Genomic DNA, 19,466 nt, shown 5'->3' on the forward strand with positions numbered 1-19,466 from the left:
AAACCTACTAGCGATGAGCACTGCCACCTCTCCCAGCGTCACCGGCTCCGTCACCACCCCCAGAACCGCTACGACTCCGGGTAGGACTCCCGGCCTGGCCCCGGGTGGCGTTCCGGTGCTCGGGCATCTGCCGATGATCCTGCGGTCCCGTTTCGAGTTCATCGAAACAGTGCGCAACGCAGGTCCGGTGACGCGGGTCAAGCTGGGCCCGAAGACCGCGTACTTCGTCAACGACTACGAGCTGCTCGCGCAGATCCTGGTGAGTGACGCGGACAAGTTCGTGCGCGGCATCCACTTCAAGAAGATGCGGAACATGGTCGGAAACGGAGTGGTCACGACCTCCGGCGACCTGCACCGGCGGCAACGACGGATCATGCTCCCGTCGTTCAGCCAGCGCCGGCTGGCCATGCATCTCCCCGTGATGCGGAAGATCATGTCCGAGTTCGTCGCCGCGGTGCCCGAACAGCAGCCCTATGACCTGATGGGACCGGTCATGGGAGTCGGCTGCGACATCGTGACCTCGACCATGCTCGGCGAGAAGACCCCGCCGAAGGTCCTGCGGCTCGTCCGCGAGGCCGTCCCGGTCTTCGTCGAGAACGCCGCGATCCAGGCCGTCGATGTGACCGGCATCTACAAGCACCTGCCGACGAAGTCGAACCGGGACTTCGAGAGGCTGCTCAACGCCTTCAACGAGTACATGTACTCGGTCATCGACGACAAGTTCCGTAACGGAGCCGGTGAGGAAGCCGGCCTCCTCGACATGCTGATCAACGCCACCGACCCGGAGACCGGCGAGAAGTTCGACCGGACCGAGGTCCGTGACCAGGCGGCGACGATCCTGCTGGCGTCGACGGAGACCACGGCGAACACCATCAGCTGGGCCTGCTACGAACTGGCCCGGCACCCTCGGATCTTCGCCGAATGCCGGGCGGAGATCGACGCGCTGGTCAAGGACCGCAACTGGCTGGACATCGAGATCGGTCGGCACGATCTGCCGGCGCTCAAGCGGGTGCTGTTCGAGGCGCTGCGCATGTACCCGTCCTCGTACCTCCTCTCGCGGCAGGCGTCGGTGGACACGACGCTGGGCGGCTACGCCATCCCGAAGGACGCCACGATCCTGTACTCGCACTACGGACAGCAGCGGGACGAGCGGAACTTCCCGCACGGCGACGAGTTCGACCCCGACCGCTGGCTGGACAAGGACGGTACCGAGGTCACGGCGTCCGCGTTCATGCCGTTCGGGTTCGGCGCGTACCGCTGCCTCGGCGAAAGCGTGGCGGTGCTGGAGGCGACCTACTGCCTGGCCATGATGGTCCACCAGTGGGACTTCGCGCTCAGCGACTACTCGGAGCCGAAGATGAACGCGACGATCACGCTCTCCCCGAAGGACCTGGAGTTCCTGTTCACCAAGCGGGCGGAGAGCGGAGCGCGCGATGAGTGACCTCGAGGTGCGGGTGGACCGCGACCTGTGCGTCGGCTCCGGGCAGTGCCTGATCTCTGCCGCCGACTACTTCGGGCAGGACATCGAGGGGTACGTGGAACTGCTGCCGGACGCCCCGACGGCCGATCTCGCCACGAACGAAGAAGTGCAGGAAGCGGTCGAGAAGTGCCCCTCCGGGGCGTTGTCCTGGCATCGCCCGGACTAGGGCGTGTCGCGAAAGTCGATCTCGGTCGTGACTGATCGCCTGTCGCGGGACGTGGGGATCTGACGAACGACCAGTGGGCCCGGCTTGAACCGCTGCTGCCGCTGGGCAGAAGCCGGGCCGTCCACCGGTGTGGAGCCAGCGGCAGTCGACAGCCGGCACACGGCGCAGTCGAGCAGGGACAAAAGCCACTGTCGCTGCTCGTCGCTGCTGGTCAGCGGCATGACAGCCCGGTCTTGGGGCATCTCGAGCGCCACCGGGCCGTGGCGACGCGATCCGAGAAGCTCGCCGTCCGTTACGAGGCGACCGTGCTGGTCGCAGCCATCAACGAGTGGCTGTGACCAGCACTTTCGCAAGACGCCCTGGCACGACCTGGATCTGACGTCCGGCCGGCCCGAGCTCGATGCCGGGCCGGCCGGGCCGGATCCAGGAGCCACCGTTACGCCCGCGGATCTTCGCCGCATCGTCCTGTCCATTTCATGGCAAGGGGCACTTCTTGTACACCGATACCGCCGAAACACTGGAGAGCGCAGTCGATGCGGGCCGCAACCACATCTTGCGGGCAGCCGGAATCGCCACACCTGCACTGCGCGCCACCATTGACACCCTCGGCAGCCGAATACGCCCGATCGTCGGTTACCACTTCGGCTGGCTGGACCTGGCAGGGCAGCCGACGGACCAGGGCAGCGGCAAGATGGTCCGCGCGGCCCTGACCGTCCTCTCGGCGGAGGCCTGCGGGGGCGATGTCCAGCGGGCGGTGCGTGGCGCCGTCGCAGTCGAGTTGGTGCACAACTTCTCCCTGCTCCACGACGACGTCATGGACGGTGATCTGGAGCGCAGAGGACGCCCCACTGTCTGGGCCACGTTGGGTGTCCCGGCCGCGATTCTGGCCGGCGACGTTCTGCTCGCGCGTGGCTGCGCGGTCCTGGAGGACGACTCCGAGCACCGGGTCTGGGCCACCAAGCTGCTCACCGAGACGATCGCGACGCTCGCCGAAGGTCAGATGGCGGATGTCGCATTCGAGCACCGCACGACCATCTCGCTGGAGGAGGCGCTGGCCGTCTCCGAGGCGAAGACCGCCGCGCTGCTGAGCTGCGCCTGCGAGCTGGGTGCGGGACTCGCCGGGGGCGGGGCCGAGGCTCGTGAGCGCCTGGCCAGGTTCGGATGGCATCTGGGGGTGGCGTTCCAGCTGGTGGATGACGTCCTGGGCATCTGGGGCGACCCCGCGACCACCGGCAAGCCGGCTGGTTCCGATCTGCGGAACAGGAAGAAGAGCATCCCGGTGGCCGCGGCGATGAACGGCACCGGCGCAGCCGCCGAGGAGTTGGCCGCGATCTACCGCGGCGCAGAGCCGCTGACCGACGACATGGCCGACCGCGCCGCCAAGCTGATCGAGTCGGCCGGCGGACGCGCGTGGACAGAAGCCGAGATCGACCGGCACCGGAGAGCTGCGGCGGATCAGCTGGCGGCTCTGGGCCTCACCGAGGAGCAGCGCCGGCCGCTGCTGGCCATGGCCGACTATGTCGCTCTCAGGAACCACTGAAGAAACGTTCCTCCTCGCATATTCCTGGATTCCTGACGATGCGGTCTCACCGCGGCAACGACATGGGGAGCTGAGTGCGTTGACTCTTCCGACCTCGGTGGAGGAGGGATCGAAGGCCCACCGGGCTCGCACCGTCGGTACCGGTCGCGCTCATGCCAAGGCCATTCTGCTGGGAGAACACGCGGTCGTGTACGGCACCCCTGCGCTCGCGATGCCCGTTCCCCAACTCGCGGTCACGGCAAGCGCAGGATGGTCCAGCCACTCCGCCGGAAGCCGGGGCGATCCGACCTTCACCATGACCGGGCCGGCTTCCCGCGGCGCGGTCACGGCACAGGCCTCGGACGGTCTGCGACGTCTGACCGCCGCGTTCGAGGCGCACACGGGAGCAACCGGCGGACACCACCTCGACGTCAGCCTCGACGGGGCGATTCCGCCCGGCCGCGGGCTCGGCTCCAGCGCCGCGAACGCACGAGCGATCGTCCTCGCCCTGGCCGACCTCTTCGGCCGGAAGCTGACCGAACGCGAGGTGTTCGACCTGGTGCAGGCGGCCGAGAACCTGACGCACGGCCGGGCCAGCGGCGTCGACGCCATGACCGTCGGGGCCGCCGCCCCGCTCCTCTTCCAGTCGGGCGAGGCACAGGCACTGGACATCGGCTGCGACGCACTGGTCGTCGTCGCGGACAGCGGAACCGCGGGGAGCACCAAGGAGGCGGTCGAGCTGCTTCGCGCCGGATTCCGGGCCGGGACCGGAAAGGAGGAACGGTTCATGCGCCGTGCCGCGCAACTCGTCGACGATGCCAGGGCCTCCCTCGCCGAGGGCGAACCCGAGGAATTCGGATCGTGCCTGACCGGGTATCACGACCTGCTGCGCGGGGCGGGTCTGAGCACCGACCGGATCGATGCGCTGGTGGAAGCCGCGCTGCAGGCCGACAGCCTGGGCGCCAAGATCACCGGTGGTGGTCTGGGCGGTTGTGTTCTCGCGGTGTCCCGCCCGGAGCGGGCCGGGGAAGTGGCCCGGCAGCTGCACGCTGCCGGTGCCGTGCGCACGTGGGCCGTACCGCTGAGGAGGTCCACCCATGAGCTCTGAACAGCCGTCCGCCCTGCTGTCCGCGCAGCGGACGGACACCGCGACAGCCGTCGCCCAGCCGAACATCGCGCTGATCAAATACTGGGGCAAGAAGGACGAGCACCTGTTCCTGCCCCGTACCGACAGCCTGTCGATGACTCTGGACATCTTCCCGACGACCACCCGCGTCCGGCTCGTACCCGGCGCCGGGCAGGACACGGTGGTCTTCAACGGCGAGCCCGCGACGGGAGAGGCCGAGCGGCGGATCACCGCATTCCTCCGGCTGGTGCGGGAGCGGTCGGGGCGCACCGAACGGGCTCACGTCGACACGGAGAACACCGTCCCCACCAAGGCCGGCCTGGCCTCCTCGGCCAGCGGTTTCGCCGCCCTCGCCGTCGCCGCCGCCGCGGCGTACGGGCTCGGTCTCGACGCGCGGGGCCTGTCCCGGCTGGCCCGGCGCGGCTCCGGGTCGGCCTCGCGGTCGATCTTCGACGGGTTCGCCGTATGGCACGCCGGCCACGCGGGCGGCACTGCCGAGGAGGCCGATCTCAGCTCGTACGCCGAACCGGTGCCGGCCGTGGACCTGGAGCCGGCGCTGGTGGTCGCGGTGGTCAGCTCCGCCCCCAAGGCGGTGTCCAGCCGGGAGGCCATGCGGAGGACCGTGGACACCTCACCGCTGTACGAGCCGTGGGCGGTGTCCAGCCGGGCCGACCTGGCGGACATGCGAGCCGCGCTCGCCCGCGGCGACCTGCCGGCGGTGGGCGAGATCGCGGAGCGCAACGCCCTCGGCATGCACGCCACCATGCTGGCCGCACGCCCCGCCGTGCGCTACCTGTCACCGGCCTCGCTCGCCGTACTCGACAGCGTTCTCCAGTTGCGGCGGGACGGCGTGCCGGCCTACGCGACGATGGATGCCGGTCCCAACGTGAAGGTGCTCTGCCCACGTTCGGACGCCGAGCGGGTCTCGGCAGCACTGCGCGCCGCCGCACCGGTCGAAGCGGTGCACATCGCCGGTCCGGGGCGGGGTGCTCGTCTGGTGGCGGAGGAATGCCGGTGACCGGCCCGCGCACGGTGACCCGGCGCGCTCCGGGCAAGCTTTTCGTCGCGGGTGAGTACGCGGTGGTGGAACCGGGCAACCAGGCGATCCTGGTGGCAGTCGACCGGTACGTCACCGTCACCGTGTCCGACGGCGCCGCACCCGGTGTCGTCGTCTCCTCCGACATCGGAGCCGGCCGGGTGCACCACCCGTGGCGGGACGGGCGGCTGACAGGCGGTACGGGCATGCCTCATGTGGTGGCGGCGGTCGAGACCGTAGCCCGCCTCCTGGCCGAACGCGGCCGGTCCGTCCCGCCGTTGGCGGTGTCGATCAGCAGCACGCTGCACGAGGGCGGCCGGAAGCTCGGGCTGGGCTCCAGCGGCGCGGTGACCGTGGCGACGGTCAGTGCCGTCGCAGCCCACTGCGGACTGGAACTCACCGCCGAAGAACACTTCCGGACGGCGCTGATCGCCGCCGCCCGTGTCGACCCCAAGGGATCCGGCGGAGACATCGCCACCAGCACCTGGGGCGGCTGGATCGCCTACCGGGCGCCCGACCGGGACGCCGTGCTCGACCTGACCCGCCGTCAGGGAGTCGAAGAGGCACTCCGGGCGCCGTGGCCGGACTTCTCCGTACGACGGCTGTCGCCGCCCCGGAACCTCTGCCTCGAGGTCGGCTGGACCGGCAACCCCGTGTCCACCACGTCCCTCGTGACGGACCTGCAGCGGCGCACCTGGCGGGGCAGCCCCGCGTACCGGAAGTACGTCGGGGCGACCGGCGAGCTCGTGCAGGCCGCAGTCATCGCGCTGGAGGACGGCGATGCCGAGGGCCTGTTGCGGCAGGTCCGGCGGGCCCGTCAGGAGCTGGTCCGCCTCGACGACGAGGTCCGCCTCGGCATCTTCACCCCCGAACTGACGGCCCTCTGCGCCATCGCCGAACGCGTCGGAGGCGCCGCCAAGCCCTCGGGGGCCGGGGGCGGCGACTGCGGCATCGCGCTGCTGGACGCCGAGGCCGGCTACGACCGCTCACCGTTACACAGGCAATGGGCCGCGGCCGGGGTGCTGCCGCTACCGGTGTCGCCCGCCGCGGAAGGAGTCGAGGAATGAGCAGTGCCCAGCGCAAGGACGACCATGTCCGGCTCGCCACGGAGCAGCAGCGCGCGCACAGCGGACGCAACCAGTTCGACGACGTGTCGTTCGTCCACCACGCCCTCGCCGGAATCGACCGGCCGGACGTCCGCCTGGCCACGACGTTCGCCGGCATCACCTGGCAACTGCCGCTGTACATCAACGCGATGACGGGCGGCAGCGCCAAGACCGGCGCCATCAACCGGGACCTGGCCATCGCCGCCCGGGAGACGGGCGCCGCCATCGCGTCCGGGTCCATGCACGCCTACTTCAGGGACCCCTCCTGCGCGGACACCTTCCGCGTGCTGCGCACCGAGAACCCCGACGGTTTCGTGATGGCGAACGTCAACGCGACCGCGTCCGTCGACGATGCCCGCCGTGCCGTCGACCTGATCGAGGCGAACGCCCTGCAGATCCACCTGAACACGGCGCAGGAGACGCCCATGCCGGAAGGCGACCGGTCGTTCGGGTCGTGGCCGGCCCAGATCGCGAAGATCACGGCGGCCGTCGACGTCCCTGTGATCGTCAAGGAGGTCGGCAACGGGCTCAGCAGGCAGACCCTCCTGGCGCTGCCGGATCTGGGGGTGCGGGTCGCCGACGTCAGCGGCCGCGGCGGCACCGACTTCGCCCGGATCGAGAACAGCCGGCGCGCCCTGGGCGACTACGCCTTCCTGCACGGCTGGGGGCAGTCCACCCCGGCCTGTCTGCTGGACGCCCAGGACGTCGGCTTCCCCCTGCTGGCCTCCGGTGGGATCCGCAACCCGCTCGACGTCGCCCGCGCGCTCGCGCTCGGCGCCGGCGCCGTGGGCTCCTCGGGCGTGTTCCTGCGCACGCTGATCGACGGGGGCGTCCCCGCCCTGATCGCACAGATCTCCACCTGGCTGGACCAGCTCGCCGCGCTGCAGACCATGCTCGGTGCGCGGACCCCCGCCGACCTCACCCGCTGCGACGTGCTGATCCACGGCCCGCTCCGGTCCTTCTGCACGGACCGAGGCGTTGACATCCGGCGGTTCGCCCAGCGCAGCAGCTCCGCCGACATCCGTTCCGAGATGACAGGAAGCACACGATGACCGAAGCGCACGCCACCGCCGGCGTCCCGATGAGGTGGGTGGGGCCCGTCCGCATCTCGGGAAACGTCGCCACCGTCGAAACCCAGGTACCGCTGGCCACGTACGAGTCTCCGCTCTGGCCTTCGGTCGGCCGCGGCGCGAAGGTGTCCCGGCTGACCGAGAAGGGCATCGTCGCCACGCTCGTCGACGAGCGCATGACCCGTTCCGTGCTCGTCGAGGCGACCGACGCGCTCACCGCGCTCTCCGCGGCACGGACCATCGAGGCTCGCGTCGACGAGCTGCGCGAGCTGGTGCGCGGCTGCAGCCGGTTCGCCCAGCTGATCGGCATCCGGCACGAGATCACCGGAAACCTGCTGTTCGTCCGGTTCGAGTTCAGCACCGGTGACGCCTCCGGGCACAACATGGCGACCCTGGCTTCCGACGTGCTCCTCCAACACCTGCTGGAGACGATTCCCGGCATCTCCTACGGGTCGATCTCCGGGAACTACTGCACGGACAAGAAGGCCACCGCCATCAACGGCATCCTGGGCCGCGGCAAGAACGTCGTCACCGAGCTGCTCGTGCCCCGTGACGTGGTGGCCGACGTCCTGAACACCAGCGCCGCGAAGATCGCCGAGCTGAACCTCCGCAAGAACCTGCTCGGGACCCTTCTCGCGGGCGGCATCCGTTCGGCGAACGCCCACTACGCGAACATGCTGCTCGCGTTCTATCTGGCAACCGGTCAGGACGCGGCGAACATCGTCGAGGGCTCCCAGGGCGTCGTCACGGCCGAGGACCGCGACGGCGACCTGTACTTCGCCTGCACGCTGCCGAACCTCATCGTCGGCACGGTCGGCAACGGCAAGGGCCTGGGCTTCGTGGAGACCAACCTGAACCGGCTCGGCTGCCGTGCGGCCCGCGAGCCCGGCGAGAACGCCCGCCGGCTCGCCGTCATCGCGGCGGCCACGGTGCTCTGCGGGGAGCTGTCGCTGCTCGCGGCGCAGACCAACCCCGGCGAACTGATGCGTGCGCATGTCCAACTGGAACGAGGCCACAAGACCGCAAAGGCTGGTGTCTAGAGCATGCCCCTCGCCATAGGCATCCATGATCTGTCGTTCGCCACCGGCGAGTTCGTGCTGCCGCACACCGCCCTCGCCGCTCACAACGGAACCGAGATCGGCAAGTACCACGTGGGCATCGGCCAGGAGTCGATGAGCATCCCGGCCGCCGACGAGGACATCGTGACCCTGGCCGCGACGGCTGCCGCACCAGTCGTCGCCCGGCACGGCAGCGATCGGATCCGCACGGTCGTGCTCGCGACCGAAACGTCGATCGACCAGGCGAAGTCGGCCGGTGTGTACGTCCACTCCCTGCTCGGACTGCCGTCGGCCACCCGCGTCGTGGAGCTGAAGCAGGCCTGTTACGGGGCCACGGCCGGCCTGCAGTTCGCCATCGGCCTGGTGCAGCGCGAGCCCGCCCAGCAGGTTCTCGTCATCGCCAGTGACGTCTCCAAGTACGACCTGGACAGCCCCGGTGAGGCGACGCAGGGCGCCGCCGCGGTCGCCATACTCGTCAGCGCCAATCCGGGGCTGGTGCGCATCGAGGATCCGTCGGGCCTGTTCACCGCCGACGTCATGGACTTCTGGCGGCCGAACTACCGCACCACGGCTCTGGTCGACGGCCAGGAATCCATCAACGCCTACCTCCAGGCGGTGGCGGGGGCCTGGAAGGACTACGCGGAGCGGGGCGGCCACTCCCTGGAGCAGTTCGCCGCGTTCTGCTACCACCAGCCGTTCACCAAGATGGCTCACAAGGCCCACCGACACCTGCTGAACCACTGCAGCCACGACATTCGCGACGACGACATCACCCGTGCCGTCGGCCGGACCACCGCCTACAACAGGGTGATCGGGAACAGCTACACCGCGTCCGTCTACCTGGGCCTCGCCGCGCTCCTCGACCGGGCCGACGACCTGACCGGTGAGCGCATCGGATTCCTCAGCTACGGTTCCGGCAGCGTCGCCGAGTTCTTCGGCGGGACCGTCGTCGCTGGGTACCAGGACCGGCTGCGGACGGAGGCGAACATCGAGGCGGTCTCCCGGCGACGGCCCATCGACTACGCCGGCTACCGCGAGCTGCACGAGTGGGCCTTCCCCGCCGACGGCGGCGACCACGCCACCCCGCAGCAGACCACGGGACCGTTCCGGCTGGCCGGTATCAGCGGCCACAAGCGCCTCTACCAGGCGGGCTGAACCGAGATCCACCCGAGTGCGGACGGCCGCTGGCGGGTGCTGTCGCTGGTCGTCACACCCCGGCAGTGCGCCGACCGCACCCGGTTCGAGCCGGTCATGGACGGGATCCGGGTGCCGAGGCCGACCTGCGGCAGGCCGCGCACGACGCCGGACAGCGTCAGCGCGGACAAGGCCCACAGCAGCCGCCGGACCGGCCGCTGCCTACGCAGACGTGGAATCCGGCACGTCCTTCCGGAGAAGGCCGACCGGGCCGCCGACCGGGTCCGGCGCGGCAGGGCCGGGGGTCGGCCGCCCGGTTCGACGAGGGACCGCCGGGACACCGCCTAGATGTAGCCCTCGCGCAGGGCGTAGGCCACCGCGTGGGCGCGGTTGCGGAGTTGGAAGCGGGTGGTGACGGTGTGGATGATGTTCTTGATCGTCCGCTCCGAGTAGAGGAGTTTGACGGCGATCTCCCCGGTGTCCATGCCGTCGGCGACCAGGCGCAGGACGTCGACCTCGCGGGGCAGCATGCCGTAGTCGGCGGGGCTGTTGTCCGGGCTGTCGCCGGTGCGTCGGCGGCCCATGCAGCCGATCAGCTTGCCGAGCAGGTCCGGGGGCAGGTCGCCGTGGCCGCGGACGGCGGTGCGGACGGCCTGGCGCAGGCGTTCGCCGGTGACCTCGCGGCGCCACAGGATGGTGGTGACGCCGAGCGAGACGACGTTGAGCAGCTCGGGCTCCTGGATCCGGTCCAGGATCAGCACCACGCGCGTCCCTTCGGCCTTGACCAGCCGGGACAGGCCGGCCATGGCGGCCTCGTCGAAGGTGTCGGCGACCAGCAGGGCGACGCCGGCGCCGGCCTGCTGGTGGTCCTCCTCGACGAGCGATATCTCCGGGCACTGCCGGAGGTAGCTCACCACTCCGGCTCGGGAGAGCGGGTCCAGGGCGTGGACGGCGACCGGGATCGGCCGGGCGGTCTGGGCCGGGATCGTTCGGGCGGTCTGCGTCGGGATCGTTCGGGTCGTCGTCGCGCGGACGTCGTCGGCGTACTGAAGCACGGCGCTGGATTCCTTTCGTTGCGCTTGGCGGTGCGCCCACCGCCCCCCACTGGCGGCGGCGCACCGTCGGAACCGGTCGGCTGGCGTCGTCCGCACGAGACGCCGTCTCTCCTCCTCCTGCGGCCCGGCTGGCACCGCGGGAGCTCCCGTGTCCGTCTGAGGTCCGACGGACATGTGCACCAGGGCCGACGCTATCCGCCGCCGATCAATAAAAGATTGACGGATCCGCATCCGCGTCATCGGTTCCCGTTCGGCGGGGGAAGTTTTCTTTTTTTCCGGGCCCGCCGGGCGGACGATCCGCGCCGCGGCCGTTTCCGCGACCGGTCGCGGCGGAATCGAAAGCGCGCGGACGGGCGGCCGACAAGGCCCCGGCGCGGCGGCGGAATTGCGCCCGCCCCGGCACCGCGGCCGGTTGGTCGGAACCGCTACCGTCTGACGATGACGGAAATCGGAGAACCCCGCGGCACGTCGGCTTCGGAGCCGGACGGCGGGGAGCGGCTGCGCCTGGGTCTGCTCGGGCCGGTGCAGGCCTGGTGCGGGGAGCGCGAGTTGGAGCTCGGTCCGCCGCAGCAGCGGGCGCTGCTCACCGCGTTGGCGCTGCGGGCGCGCCGGATCGTGTCGGTCGACGAGCTGCTCGACGCGCTGTGGGAGGAGCCGCCGGCCCGGGCCGCCACCGTCGTGCGGACGTACGTGTCGCGGCTGCGGCGGGTGCTGGAGCCGGACCGGGTGCACCCGACGGTGCTGGTGTCCTCGGGCAGCGGCTACGTGCTGCGGCTCCCGGCGGACTGCGTGGACGCCGAGGTGTTCGAGAGCCGGGTCGCGGAGGCGGGCCGGGCCCGCGCGCTGGGGGACGTCGCCGGGGCGCTCGGGCTGCTGCGGGAGGCGTGCGGGCTGTGGCACGGCGAGCCGCTGGCCGGGCTGCCGGGGCCGTTCGCCCAGGCGCACCGGGCCCGGCTGGTCGAGCGCCGGCTGAACGCCGTCCAGGCCTGGCTGGAGACCGAGTTGGAGGCGGGGCGGCACGCCGAGGTGATCGGTGAGCTGACCATCTGGGTCAGCCAGTACCCGCTGCTGGAGCCGATGCGGGAGCTGCTGATGCTGGCGCTGTACCGCAGCGGACGGCAGGCCGAGGCGCTGGGCGTGTACGCGGACGCCCGCCGCACGCTGCTGGAACAGCTCGGGGTCGATCCGGGGCCGCGGCTGCGCGAGCTGCACCTGGGCGTCCTGTCGGGCGATCCGCAGCTGGCCGCGCCGGCCGCCGCGCCCGCGCCGGTGGTCGAGGCGGGCGGCGGGCCGACCGGGCCGGCGCCGGTCGCGCCGGCCCAGCTGCCCGCCGACCTCTCCGACTGGACCGGCCGGGACGAGCTGTGCGCGGCGCTGTGCGCGGACCTGGCGCCCGGCGGTCCGGCCATGCCGGTGGTGGGGGTGTCGGGCCTGGGCGGGGTCGGCAAGTCGACGTTGGCGGTGCACGTCGCGCACGCGGTGGGCGGGCTGTACCCGGACGGCCAGCTGTACGTGAACCTGCAGGGGGCGGGGGCGTTCCCGGCCGATCCGGGCGAGGTGCTGGCCGGTTTCCTCGGCGCGCTGGGCGTGGCCGACGCGGCGATCCCGCAGGGGACGGCGGAGCGGGCCGGCCTGTTCCGGTCCCGGGTGGCGGGCCTGCGGGTGCTGATCGTGCTGGACGACGCCCGCGACAGCCGGCAGATCGGGCCGCTGCTGCCCGGCAGCCGCTCCTGCGCGGTGCTGGTGACCGGCCGGGCCTGGCTGTCGGGGGTTCCGATGACCCGTCGGGTCGCCCTGGAGCCGCTGACCTCGGAGGAGTCGGTGCGGCTGCTCACCGCGATCGCCGGGGCGTCCCGGGTGGCGGCCGAGCCGGCGGCGGCCCGGCGGCTGGCGGCGGCCTGCGGGTTCCTGCCGCTGGCGGTGCGGACGGCGGCGTCCCGGCTGGCGGCCCGTCCGGCCTGGCAGCTGTCGCACCTGGCGGACCGGCTGGCCTCGGAGCGGCGGCGGCTGGCCGAGCTGGAGACCGGGGAGCTGGCGGTCGCCGCGTCGTTCCGGCTCAGCTACGACCAGCTCGACCCGGAGACCGCCCGCGCGTTCCGGCTGCTGTCGCTGGCGGACGGCCCGGGCGTGTCCTCGGCGGCGGCCGCGGTGCTGCTGGAGCTGCCGGAGCCGGCGGCCGAGCGGCTGGCCGAGGCGCTGACCGACCTGGGGCTGCTGTCCTGCCCGTTCCCGGGCCGCTACCAGTACCACGACCTGCTGCGGCTGTTCGCCCGCGAGCTGGTCCGGGAGGTGGACGGGGAGGCGGTCGGGCGGGCCGCCGTCGAGCGGCTGCTGCGGCACTACCTGGCGACGGTGGCGGGCCTGTACCGGGTGGTCCGGCCCGGCTACCCGTTCCCGGACCTGGTGGCGGCGGAGGTCGCCGGGCCGGCGCCCGCCGTTCCGGCCTTCGCCGGGCCGGCCGAGGGGCTGCGCTGGGCGCGGCAGGAGGTCGCCGCCGTGCTGGCGGTCGCCGAGCAGGTCACCCGGGACCCGGACGGCCCGCTGGCGGTGGTCGCGGACCTGACGCTGGTGCTGATCCAGCTGATCGACCTGGGAATGGCCGTGCCGGAGCTGTGCGACCTGGCCGGACGGGTGGCCGAGGCCGCCGGGGCGGCGGGCCTGCCGGAGAGCGAGGCGCGGGCCCGGTACACGCTGATGTGGGCGCAGCGGGAGTTCCAGCGCACCTGGCAGGCCCGGTCCGAGGCGGCCCGGGTGGTAACGCTGGCCCGGCGGACGGGGCAGACGGCGCTGCTGCCGGGGGCGCTGATCGTGCTGGCGCTGACCGGTCTCCCGCGCTGCACCGACGAGGAGGTCACGGCCTGGTGCGACGAGGCCGTCGCGCTGAGCGTCGAGCTGGGCAACCGGTCCTCGCACGCCTTCGTCGAGGGGATGGCGGCGCTGGCCGACCTCGCCGTCGACCGGCCGGAGTCGGCCCTGGCCCGGGCCGAGCGCAGCCTGGTGACCTTCCGGGAGCTGGGCGACTTCGTCGGCCAGGTGCACGTGCTGTACGCGCGGGCGACGGCGCTGCACGGGCTGGGCCGGTTCGAGGAGGCGTGCGAGGACTTCCGGGAGTGCCTGGGGGCGCTGCGCGCGCTCGGCGCCCGGGACCGGATGCCGGGCGTGCTGCTGGGCCTGGCCGAGTCCTGCCGGGCCGCCGGGCTGCCGGCCCGGGCGCTGGAGGCGGCCGAGCAGGCGCTGGCGATCTCCCGGAAGGTGGGCCTGGAACACCGCGGGGCGAGCGCGCTGGCCGCCATCGGGCGGGCGCTGTTCGACCTCGGGGAGCGCGACCGGGGCCGGGCCTGCCTGGCGTAGCCGGCCCTTCCGGGGCGGTCCGGAAGTAAAGGTCTTCGCCGTCTCCGGAACATCTCCACCGCAAATCCGTTATCTTCCCGAGATATTCGGCGCAGGCTGCGCAACGATCATCACGGATCAATTTCGGAGTGAACGCCCGCGCAGCGAATTGACATTCCGGAGATCATTCGCTCGCAGCGGGCGCCGGGCCACCGGACTTCGGGTACGGAAGTCGGGCCGCACCGGCCGTCGACGATTCCCGGCCGGATTCCGCACGACCGTTCTCCGTTCACCCGGAGGACCCCCGGGCGCACTCGAACCATTTCGCGCCGGGGCCCGCCCGGGAGCCGGTCCGAGGCCGGTCCGACGCCGGTCCGGACGCCGGTCCGAGGCCGGTCCGAGGCCGCCCCGGGGCAGGACCGGCTGCCCCATCGGGCAGTGTCGGCGGGCGGTGCGGGCGGCCCGGGAGCAGAGCGTTGACACTCCGGATTGGTCCAGTCCACTGTGGGGCGACCAGGTCATCCACGGTGCCGCGGCAGCCCTCCGCCCGCGCCGGCGAGCTCGTCCGGGACGGCGCGACGGACCGGCCCCGGCCGCTCCCCCCGCTCGACCGCCGAGCGCCGCAACGAATCTGACGATCAGACGGAGATTCCCATCACCATGCAACGAGTCTGCCTCGCCCTGCCCACCATGCGGGCCTGCCCCGGCACCATCGCGGACCTCACCGAGGAGGCGGCCTACGCCGTCGAGACCTTCGGGGTCGAGGTCCACCTCCTCGTCCTCGACACCACCGAGGACGCCGAGTTCGCGAAGAACGCGGACGCCGTGGCCGCGCTGACGCCCGCCCCCGGCGTGTTCGTCCACCACCTCGGCAACGAGGCGCAGCGCGAGTTCTTCCTCGACGTGGCGCAGCGCTCCGGCGGCGCCGACCCCGAGCTGCTGCTCGACCTGATGCTGCCGCCGACCGTCGCGTACGGCTCCTGCGTGAACCGGATCTTCCTGGGCGCCGCCGCCCTGGGCTGCACCTCGGCGCACCTGCGCAACGACGACTTCGACTACCAGGTCGTCGACGGCGAGAAGATGTTCCCGATCCACCACGAGCTGCTGTCGATCGGCAAGCCGGCCGGCCGGGCGGTGGCCGGGGTGGCCCGCTCCGAGCTCGACCCGGCGGACGCGGACAAGCCCGTGATGCTGGTCAGCGCCGCCTTCATGGGCGAACTCAACGTGGACATCGGCGAGATCAACGAGCTGGACCCGGAGGTCTACCGGGACCTGGTGCGACTGTGGACGCCGCGGGTGTGGACCCGGGAGCAGCAGGACGCCATGGTGGACGTCTCCTTCAAGGGCGCCGAGCCGGATACCTTCGACAGCGACGACTCGGTGCTCGGCGTGCCGGACATCTGGGACGTCTACATGTGCAACGTCGCCCTGGACCATCGGGGTTACGAGGTGCTGCCGCTGGTGCCGTCGCTGCGCACCATCGGCGCCGACTACGCGCTGCTGCACGCCCTGGTGCACTCCAAGCTGCCCGCCGTCATCCACAAGCGGCACATCGTCAACTACTACACGCCCGAACGCCGGGTCGGCGCCGGGTTCGTCTCGTACCAGCTGCGCTTCGTCAAGATGCTGCTCTCGATGCTGTACCTGTACCCGGTCTACGGCCAGATGATCGACCTCGGCCGCGGGCTGCTGGACGAGCGGCACGAGCTGCTGGTCGAGCCGATCCTCGGCCTGGTGCGGGGCACCGTCGACCTGGACCGGGACGTGAACGAGCAGTGCCTGGACGAGGTGGACCGGCTCTACCGCAAGCTGGGCGGCAAGTACGCCGAGCTGGCGGACGTGGTGGCCGGGCAGCGGCAGCAGCTGCTGGACGAGGCCCGGGAGGACGCCGAGCGCTGGGCCGTGCTGATCGAGGCCTGGGCCCCGATGGTGGCCGCCGCCCGCGAGCGGGGGCTCGGCGGGTGAGCGGGGAGTTCCTGATCCGTCAACTGGCCGACGGGGACTGGGACGCGGTGGTCGCGCTGGAGCACGACGCCTACGCGGCCGACGGCCTGTCGGAGGGCCGGGAGGCGCTCCAGTCCCGGGCCCGCTGCTCGCCGGAGACCTGCTACGTGCTGGAGCAGCACGGCGTCGTCCGCGGCTACCTGCTGAGCCTGCCGTACCCGCCGCTGCGCTGCCCGGACCTCGCCGTGGCGGAGGCCGGGGCGTTCGAGTCGGACAACCTGCACGTCCACGACCTGGTGCTGGCCGAGGAGCTGCGCGGCCGGGAGCTCGCCGCGAACCTGATGGAGCACGCGCAGGCGCGGGCCGCGGAGGGGGGCTTCGCGCAGATCTCGATGATCGCGGTGCGCGGCTCCGACATCCTGCTGCGGTTCTACGGCTACCGCGCGCACCGGGAGGTGGCCGTGCCCGCGTCCTACGGGCGGCGTGCGGTCTACATGTCGAGGCCGGTGGGCTGACCGCGGCAGTACCTGAGGAGCCCGACCGGCCTGGCTGCCGGTCGGGCTCAACGCGTCTGCGCAGCAAGGAAGTTCGGTTCAGGAGGGGGCGGCCCAGGTGCGGTGGCGGACGGTGAAGGGGCGGTCCTCGTCGACGGCGACCGCCGCGCGGAACGGGCCCGGGACGGGGACGTCGGCGAGCCGGAGCGGGCCGGGGCCGAGCGGGCCCGGGTCGGCCAGGCGCAGCGGGGAGGGGCCGGCCAGCGGGAGGCCGAGGCCCTGGGCGAGCCGGCCGCCGTAGACCTTGACGCAGGCCTCGCGGCGGCACCAGAGCCGGGTGAAGCGGTCGGCGCCGTCGGCCGGGGTGGGCGCGTCGAGGACGAGTGCCGCGTCGGCGGGCGGGAAGTGCCGGCGGGCGATCCGGCTGCCGACGCCGGGCGGGCGGAGCTGCTCGACGTCCGCCCCGACCCGGCGCCCGTCCGCGACGGCGAGCAGCGCGAGGGCGCCCGAGGCGGACCAGTTGGCGTCGATCCGGCCGCCGGCCGCGGGGCTGGGCCTGCCGTGCGGGCCGCGTCGCCACGCCAGGTCGGCGGGCGCGACGTCGAGCCGTTCGGCGACCAGCAGCCGGACGGCGCCGCGGACCACGGTGAACCGCTCGCCCTGCCGCGGGTCGCGGGCCCGGTCGGCCCGCTCCCGTTCCTCGGCGTCGAGCAGGCCGTACAGCCGGCGGACGACGGCCGGGGGCTGGTCGGTGGGGATGCTCCAGACGTCGATGATGTCGGTGGCGCTTTCCCGCGCAGGGGCGTTCACGGCAGGGTCAGGGTGCTGAGCCGGCCCAGACGGCGGTCGTGGTCGGCGACCAGCAGCGGGCCGGGCCCGGGGAGGCGGTCGGCGAGCAGGCTCCAGACGCCGGTGAACGGCTGTCCGGGACGGGCCGCCCGGGCGCCTTCGGGGGTGTCGCCGGAGGCGAGGTCGGCGGCGAGCAACAGCCCGGCGCCCGGCCCGAGTCGACGGTGTTCGTCGAGAACGGAGCGCAGCGCCTGCGCGCTGTCCGGCTCGGCCTGCTGGCGGACCCGCATCCCCTCCCCCGGGGCCTCCTCGCAGACCAGGACGACGGCCCGGTGCTCGGCGGGCAGCTCGACGGGCTCGGCGGGCCGGTAGTGCAGGGCGCTCTGCTCGGCGAGCACGATCACGGCCCGCCGGCAGCCGCCGGTGCGGTGGTGGGCGGCGGCGATCTTCAGCGCGGCGAAGGCGGTGGCGCTGCCCTGGTCGCAGACGGCGAAGGCGGTCGGCTGCCCGGGGCAGTGGCGGCTGAGCCGGAGCGAGGAGGGCGCGGCGGGCAGGACGTCCGGCGAGGAGAAGACCAGGATCAGCAGGTCCGCGGGTTCGCCCCCGGGCAGCGCCTGTTCGATCAGGCCGGCGGCCATCTCGCCGTAGTCGTACCCGGCGCCTTCGGCCAGCAGGTCCTCGCGCAGCGGCAGGCCGTACGGGCGGACCAGGTCGCCGGTGAAGACGCGCAGGTCGGGGTGGAGCGCGGCGGCGGAGTGGCCGTCGAATCCGGCGGCGACCGCCCTGGTCACGCGCAGGCCGCGGGTCTCGGCGGGCATCGGGTCAGTCCTCGTCGGCGTAGTGCCCGACGACGTAGTCGGTGAGGCTGTCGATGGTGCGGATGTCGTCGATGCCGAGGTGCTCGACGTCGACCTGGATGGCGAGCGTCTCCTCGATGTCCAGGACCAGTTCGACGATGCCGGAGGAGGTGAGGCCGTAGTCGTCGAAGAAGCAGGCGTTCGCGGGGATGTCGGCGAGTTCGACGCCCAGGACGCGCGGCAGCACGTCCTCGATGCCGCGCCGGATGCGGCCGCGCACCTCGGGGTCGACCGACTCGGTGGTGGGCAGGGCGGAGTCTGACATGGGTGGACCGTCCAGTGCTGGGTGGAGGGGAACGAGGGTGCGGCGGCGGGTCAGTGCTGCAGGACCATGGCCGCGAAGGTGGCGCCGACGCCGGCGGCGGCGATCAGGTAGTGGTCGCCGGGCCGGAGCGCTCCGCCGGTGGTGGCGGTGCGGAGGTTGACGAAGGCGTCCGCGGCGAAGCTGTGCCCGACCGTGAGCACGTTGTCCAGGACCACCCGCTCGACGGGGTGGCCGAGTTGGCGGCAGATCATCCGCCAGGAGGCCTGGTTGACGTTGTGCGGGAGCAGCAGCGCGAGGTCGGAGAGGTCCAGACCGGCCTGGTCGAGCGCGGCCTGCACGGTCTCGATCATGGTGGGCTGGTACTCCCGCTGGTAGCGGACCATCAGCTCCGGGTCCTCGGCCGGCCGGCCGTAGAACTCGGGGCGCTGGCGGACCGCGTAGGACAGCACCCGGTTCCGGTCGCCGCCGGGGCTGACCAGGCAGGCCGTCGAGGCCTCGGCGAAGATCGTGGTGTCGGGGAGGACCTGGGCGTCCCGGGTGAAGGTCTTCTCCCCCGCCACCACCAGGGCCAGCGCCGACGGGTCGCCGTCGTCCGCGAGCAGTCGCCCGGCCAGGTCGATGGCCAACAGTGAGGCGGCGCAGGCCTGTTGGGTGACGGTGAAGGCGTCGGCGCGGGTGAGGCCGAAGCGTTCCCGGAGCTGGTGCAGGGGGTTGAGCGGGTAGGGCACGGCGACCGGTGTGTTGCGGGCGTGCAGCAGGTACCGGACCCGGTGTTCGTTGCCGCGCAGTTCGGGCAGGGCCCGGACGGCGGCGTCCAGCAGGTCGAGCAGCGTCCCGTCCGGGTCCAGGCGCACCTGGTCCAGGCCGTGGAAGCGGCGGAAGAGTCGGAGTTGACGTGGGGTAAGGCCGATCCGGGCGCCCACGTCCTCGATCGATTCGAGTCGCGGGGGGAGGTGGACGGCCACTGCCTCCAGTGCGGTCACGCCGGTTAGTATTCCCACGCTCCGCGGGTCGCACAAGCGATCACCGCCCTGGAG

General features: G+C 72.3%; 18 protein-coding genes. 12 read left to right on the forward strand and 6 right to left on the reverse strand.

The features are described from left to right. The first annotated feature begins 13 nt into the window (after positions 1-13). The 9 genes from CG736_RS03435 (at position 14) to CG736_RS03485 (ending at position 9,716) form a co-directional block, all read left to right on the forward strand. Positions 14-1,441 (forward strand): cytochrome P450, encoded by a 1,428-nt coding sequence (locus CG736_RS03435; RefSeq protein ID WP_157815387.1) that lies wholly within the window; start codon positions 14-16, stop codon positions 1,439-1,441. Continuing rightward, positions 1,434-1,646: a ferredoxin gene (locus CG736_RS03440; RefSeq protein ID WP_043911625.1), complete on the forward strand. Its 213-nt coding sequence runs from the start codon at positions 1,434-1,436 to the stop codon at positions 1,644-1,646. The genes CG736_RS03435 and CG736_RS03440 overlap by 8 nt, the downstream gene beginning before the upstream one ends. A 493-nt stretch (positions 1,647-2,139) precedes the next feature. Then, the gene (locus CG736_RS03455; protein ID WP_232733759.1) at positions 2,140-3,186 is read left to right on the forward strand and encodes a polyprenyl synthetase family protein; all 1,047 of its coding nucleotides are present in this window, start codon (positions 2,140-2,142) and stop codon (positions 3,184-3,186) included. A 97-nt stretch (positions 3,187-3,283) separates the two neighbouring features. Further along, positions 3,284-4,273, forward strand: coding sequence for a mevalonate kinase (mvk, locus tag CG736_RS03460; RefSeq protein WP_232733760.1), 990 nt, complete (start codon positions 3,284-3,286; stop codon positions 4,271-4,273). Continuing rightward, positions 4,263-5,309, forward strand: coding sequence for a diphosphomevalonate decarboxylase (gene mvaD / locus CG736_RS03465; RefSeq protein ID WP_100584616.1), 1,047 nt, complete (start codon positions 4,263-4,265; stop codon positions 5,307-5,309). Before mvk ends, mvaD begins: the two co-directional genes overlap by 11 nt. Further along, complete coding sequence (locus CG736_RS03470) at positions 5,300-6,394, forward strand: phosphomevalonate kinase (RefSeq protein WP_100584617.1); 1,095 nt, start codon at positions 5,300-5,302, stop codon at positions 6,392-6,394. The genes mvaD and CG736_RS03470 overlap by 10 nt, the downstream gene beginning before the upstream one ends. Next, a complete protein-coding gene (gene fni, locus CG736_RS03475; protein WP_100584618.1) occupies positions 6,391-7,485 on the forward strand; it encodes a type 2 isopentenyl-diphosphate Delta-isomerase in 1,095 nt (364 codons plus the stop codon). Before CG736_RS03470 ends, fni begins: the two co-directional genes overlap by 4 nt. After that, complete coding sequence (locus CG736_RS03480; RefSeq protein WP_100584619.1) at positions 7,482-8,543, forward strand: hydroxymethylglutaryl-CoA reductase; 1,062 nt, start codon at positions 7,482-7,484, stop codon at positions 8,541-8,543. The genes fni and CG736_RS03480 overlap by 4 nt, the downstream gene beginning before the upstream one ends. A gap of 3 nt (positions 8,544-8,546) precedes the next feature. Then, a complete protein-coding gene (locus CG736_RS03485; protein WP_100584620.1) occupies positions 8,547-9,716 on the forward strand; it encodes a hydroxymethylglutaryl-CoA synthase in 1,170 nt (389 codons plus the stop codon). On the opposite strand, the gene CG736_RS38800 is transcribed toward CG736_RS03485, so the two are convergent. Continuing rightward, positions 9,701-9,886, reverse strand: a complete 186-nt coding sequence (locus CG736_RS38800) for a hypothetical protein (protein ID WP_100584621.1) — start codon at positions 9,884-9,886, stop codon at positions 9,701-9,703. The two genes, CG736_RS03485 and CG736_RS38800, sit on opposite strands and share 16 nt — an antisense overlap. A gap of 153 nt (positions 9,887-10,039) precedes the next feature. After that, positions 10,040-10,750 carry a response regulator transcription factor gene (locus CG736_RS03495; RefSeq protein WP_100584622.1) on the reverse strand — a complete coding sequence of 237 codons (711 nt, stop codon included), beginning with the start codon at positions 10,748-10,750 and terminating at the stop codon, positions 10,040-10,042. Positions 10,751-11,188: 438 nt separating this feature from the next. Between CG736_RS03495 and CG736_RS03500 the strand changes: the two genes are divergently transcribed. From CG736_RS03500 to CG736_RS03510, 3 genes are all read left to right on the forward strand, one after another. Next, positions 11,189-14,101: an AfsR/SARP family transcriptional regulator gene (locus tag CG736_RS03500; RefSeq protein ID WP_100584623.1), complete on the forward strand. Its 2,913-nt coding sequence runs from the start codon at positions 11,189-11,191 to the stop codon at positions 14,099-14,101. Positions 14,102-14,740: 639 nt separating this feature from the next. Further along, positions 14,741-16,045 (forward strand): DUF6271 family protein, encoded by a 1,305-nt coding sequence (locus tag CG736_RS03505; RefSeq protein WP_100584624.1) that lies wholly within the window; start codon positions 14,741-14,743, stop codon positions 16,043-16,045. Continuing rightward, positions 16,042-16,539, forward strand: a complete 498-nt coding sequence (locus tag CG736_RS03510) for a GNAT family N-acetyltransferase (protein WP_043911619.1) — start codon at positions 16,042-16,044, stop codon at positions 16,537-16,539. The genes CG736_RS03505 and CG736_RS03510 overlap by 4 nt, the downstream gene beginning before the upstream one ends. Positions 16,540-16,617: 78 nt before the next feature. On the opposite strand, the gene CG736_RS35885 is transcribed toward CG736_RS03510, so the two are convergent. Genes CG736_RS35885 through CG736_RS03525 form a run of 4 tightly spaced genes read right to left on the reverse strand, consistent with a single transcriptional unit; the run spans position 16,618 to position 19,412 of the window. Then, positions 16,618-17,328 carry a 4'-phosphopantetheinyl transferase superfamily protein gene (locus tag CG736_RS35885; protein ID WP_157815389.1) on the reverse strand — a complete coding sequence of 237 codons (711 nt, stop codon included), beginning with the start codon at positions 17,326-17,328 and terminating at the stop codon, positions 16,618-16,620. Then, positions 17,325-18,125 carry a 2-hydroxy-acid oxidase gene (locus tag CG736_RS35890; protein WP_157815390.1) on the reverse strand — a complete coding sequence of 267 codons (801 nt, stop codon included), beginning with the start codon at positions 18,123-18,125 and terminating at the stop codon, positions 17,325-17,327. The genes CG736_RS35885 and CG736_RS35890 overlap by 4 nt, the downstream gene beginning before the upstream one ends. 4 nt (positions 18,126-18,129) lie before the next feature. Then, positions 18,130-18,429: an acyl carrier protein gene (locus CG736_RS03520; RefSeq protein WP_100584626.1), complete on the reverse strand. Its 300-nt coding sequence runs from the start codon at positions 18,427-18,429 to the stop codon at positions 18,130-18,132. A gap of 50 nt (positions 18,430-18,479) precedes the next feature. Then, the gene (locus CG736_RS03525) at positions 18,480-19,412 is read right to left on the reverse strand and encodes a 3-oxoacyl-[acyl-carrier-protein] synthase III C-terminal domain-containing protein (protein ID WP_100584627.1); all 933 of its coding nucleotides are present in this window, start codon (positions 19,410-19,412) and stop codon (positions 18,480-18,482) included. Between the last annotated feature and the right edge of the window lie 54 nt (positions 19,413-19,466).

The organism is Kitasatospora sp. CB02891 (genome assembly GCF_002803145.1).
GTDB classification, from domain to species: Bacteria; Actinomycetota; Actinomycetes; order Streptomycetales; family Streptomycetaceae; genus Kitasatospora; species Kitasatospora griseola.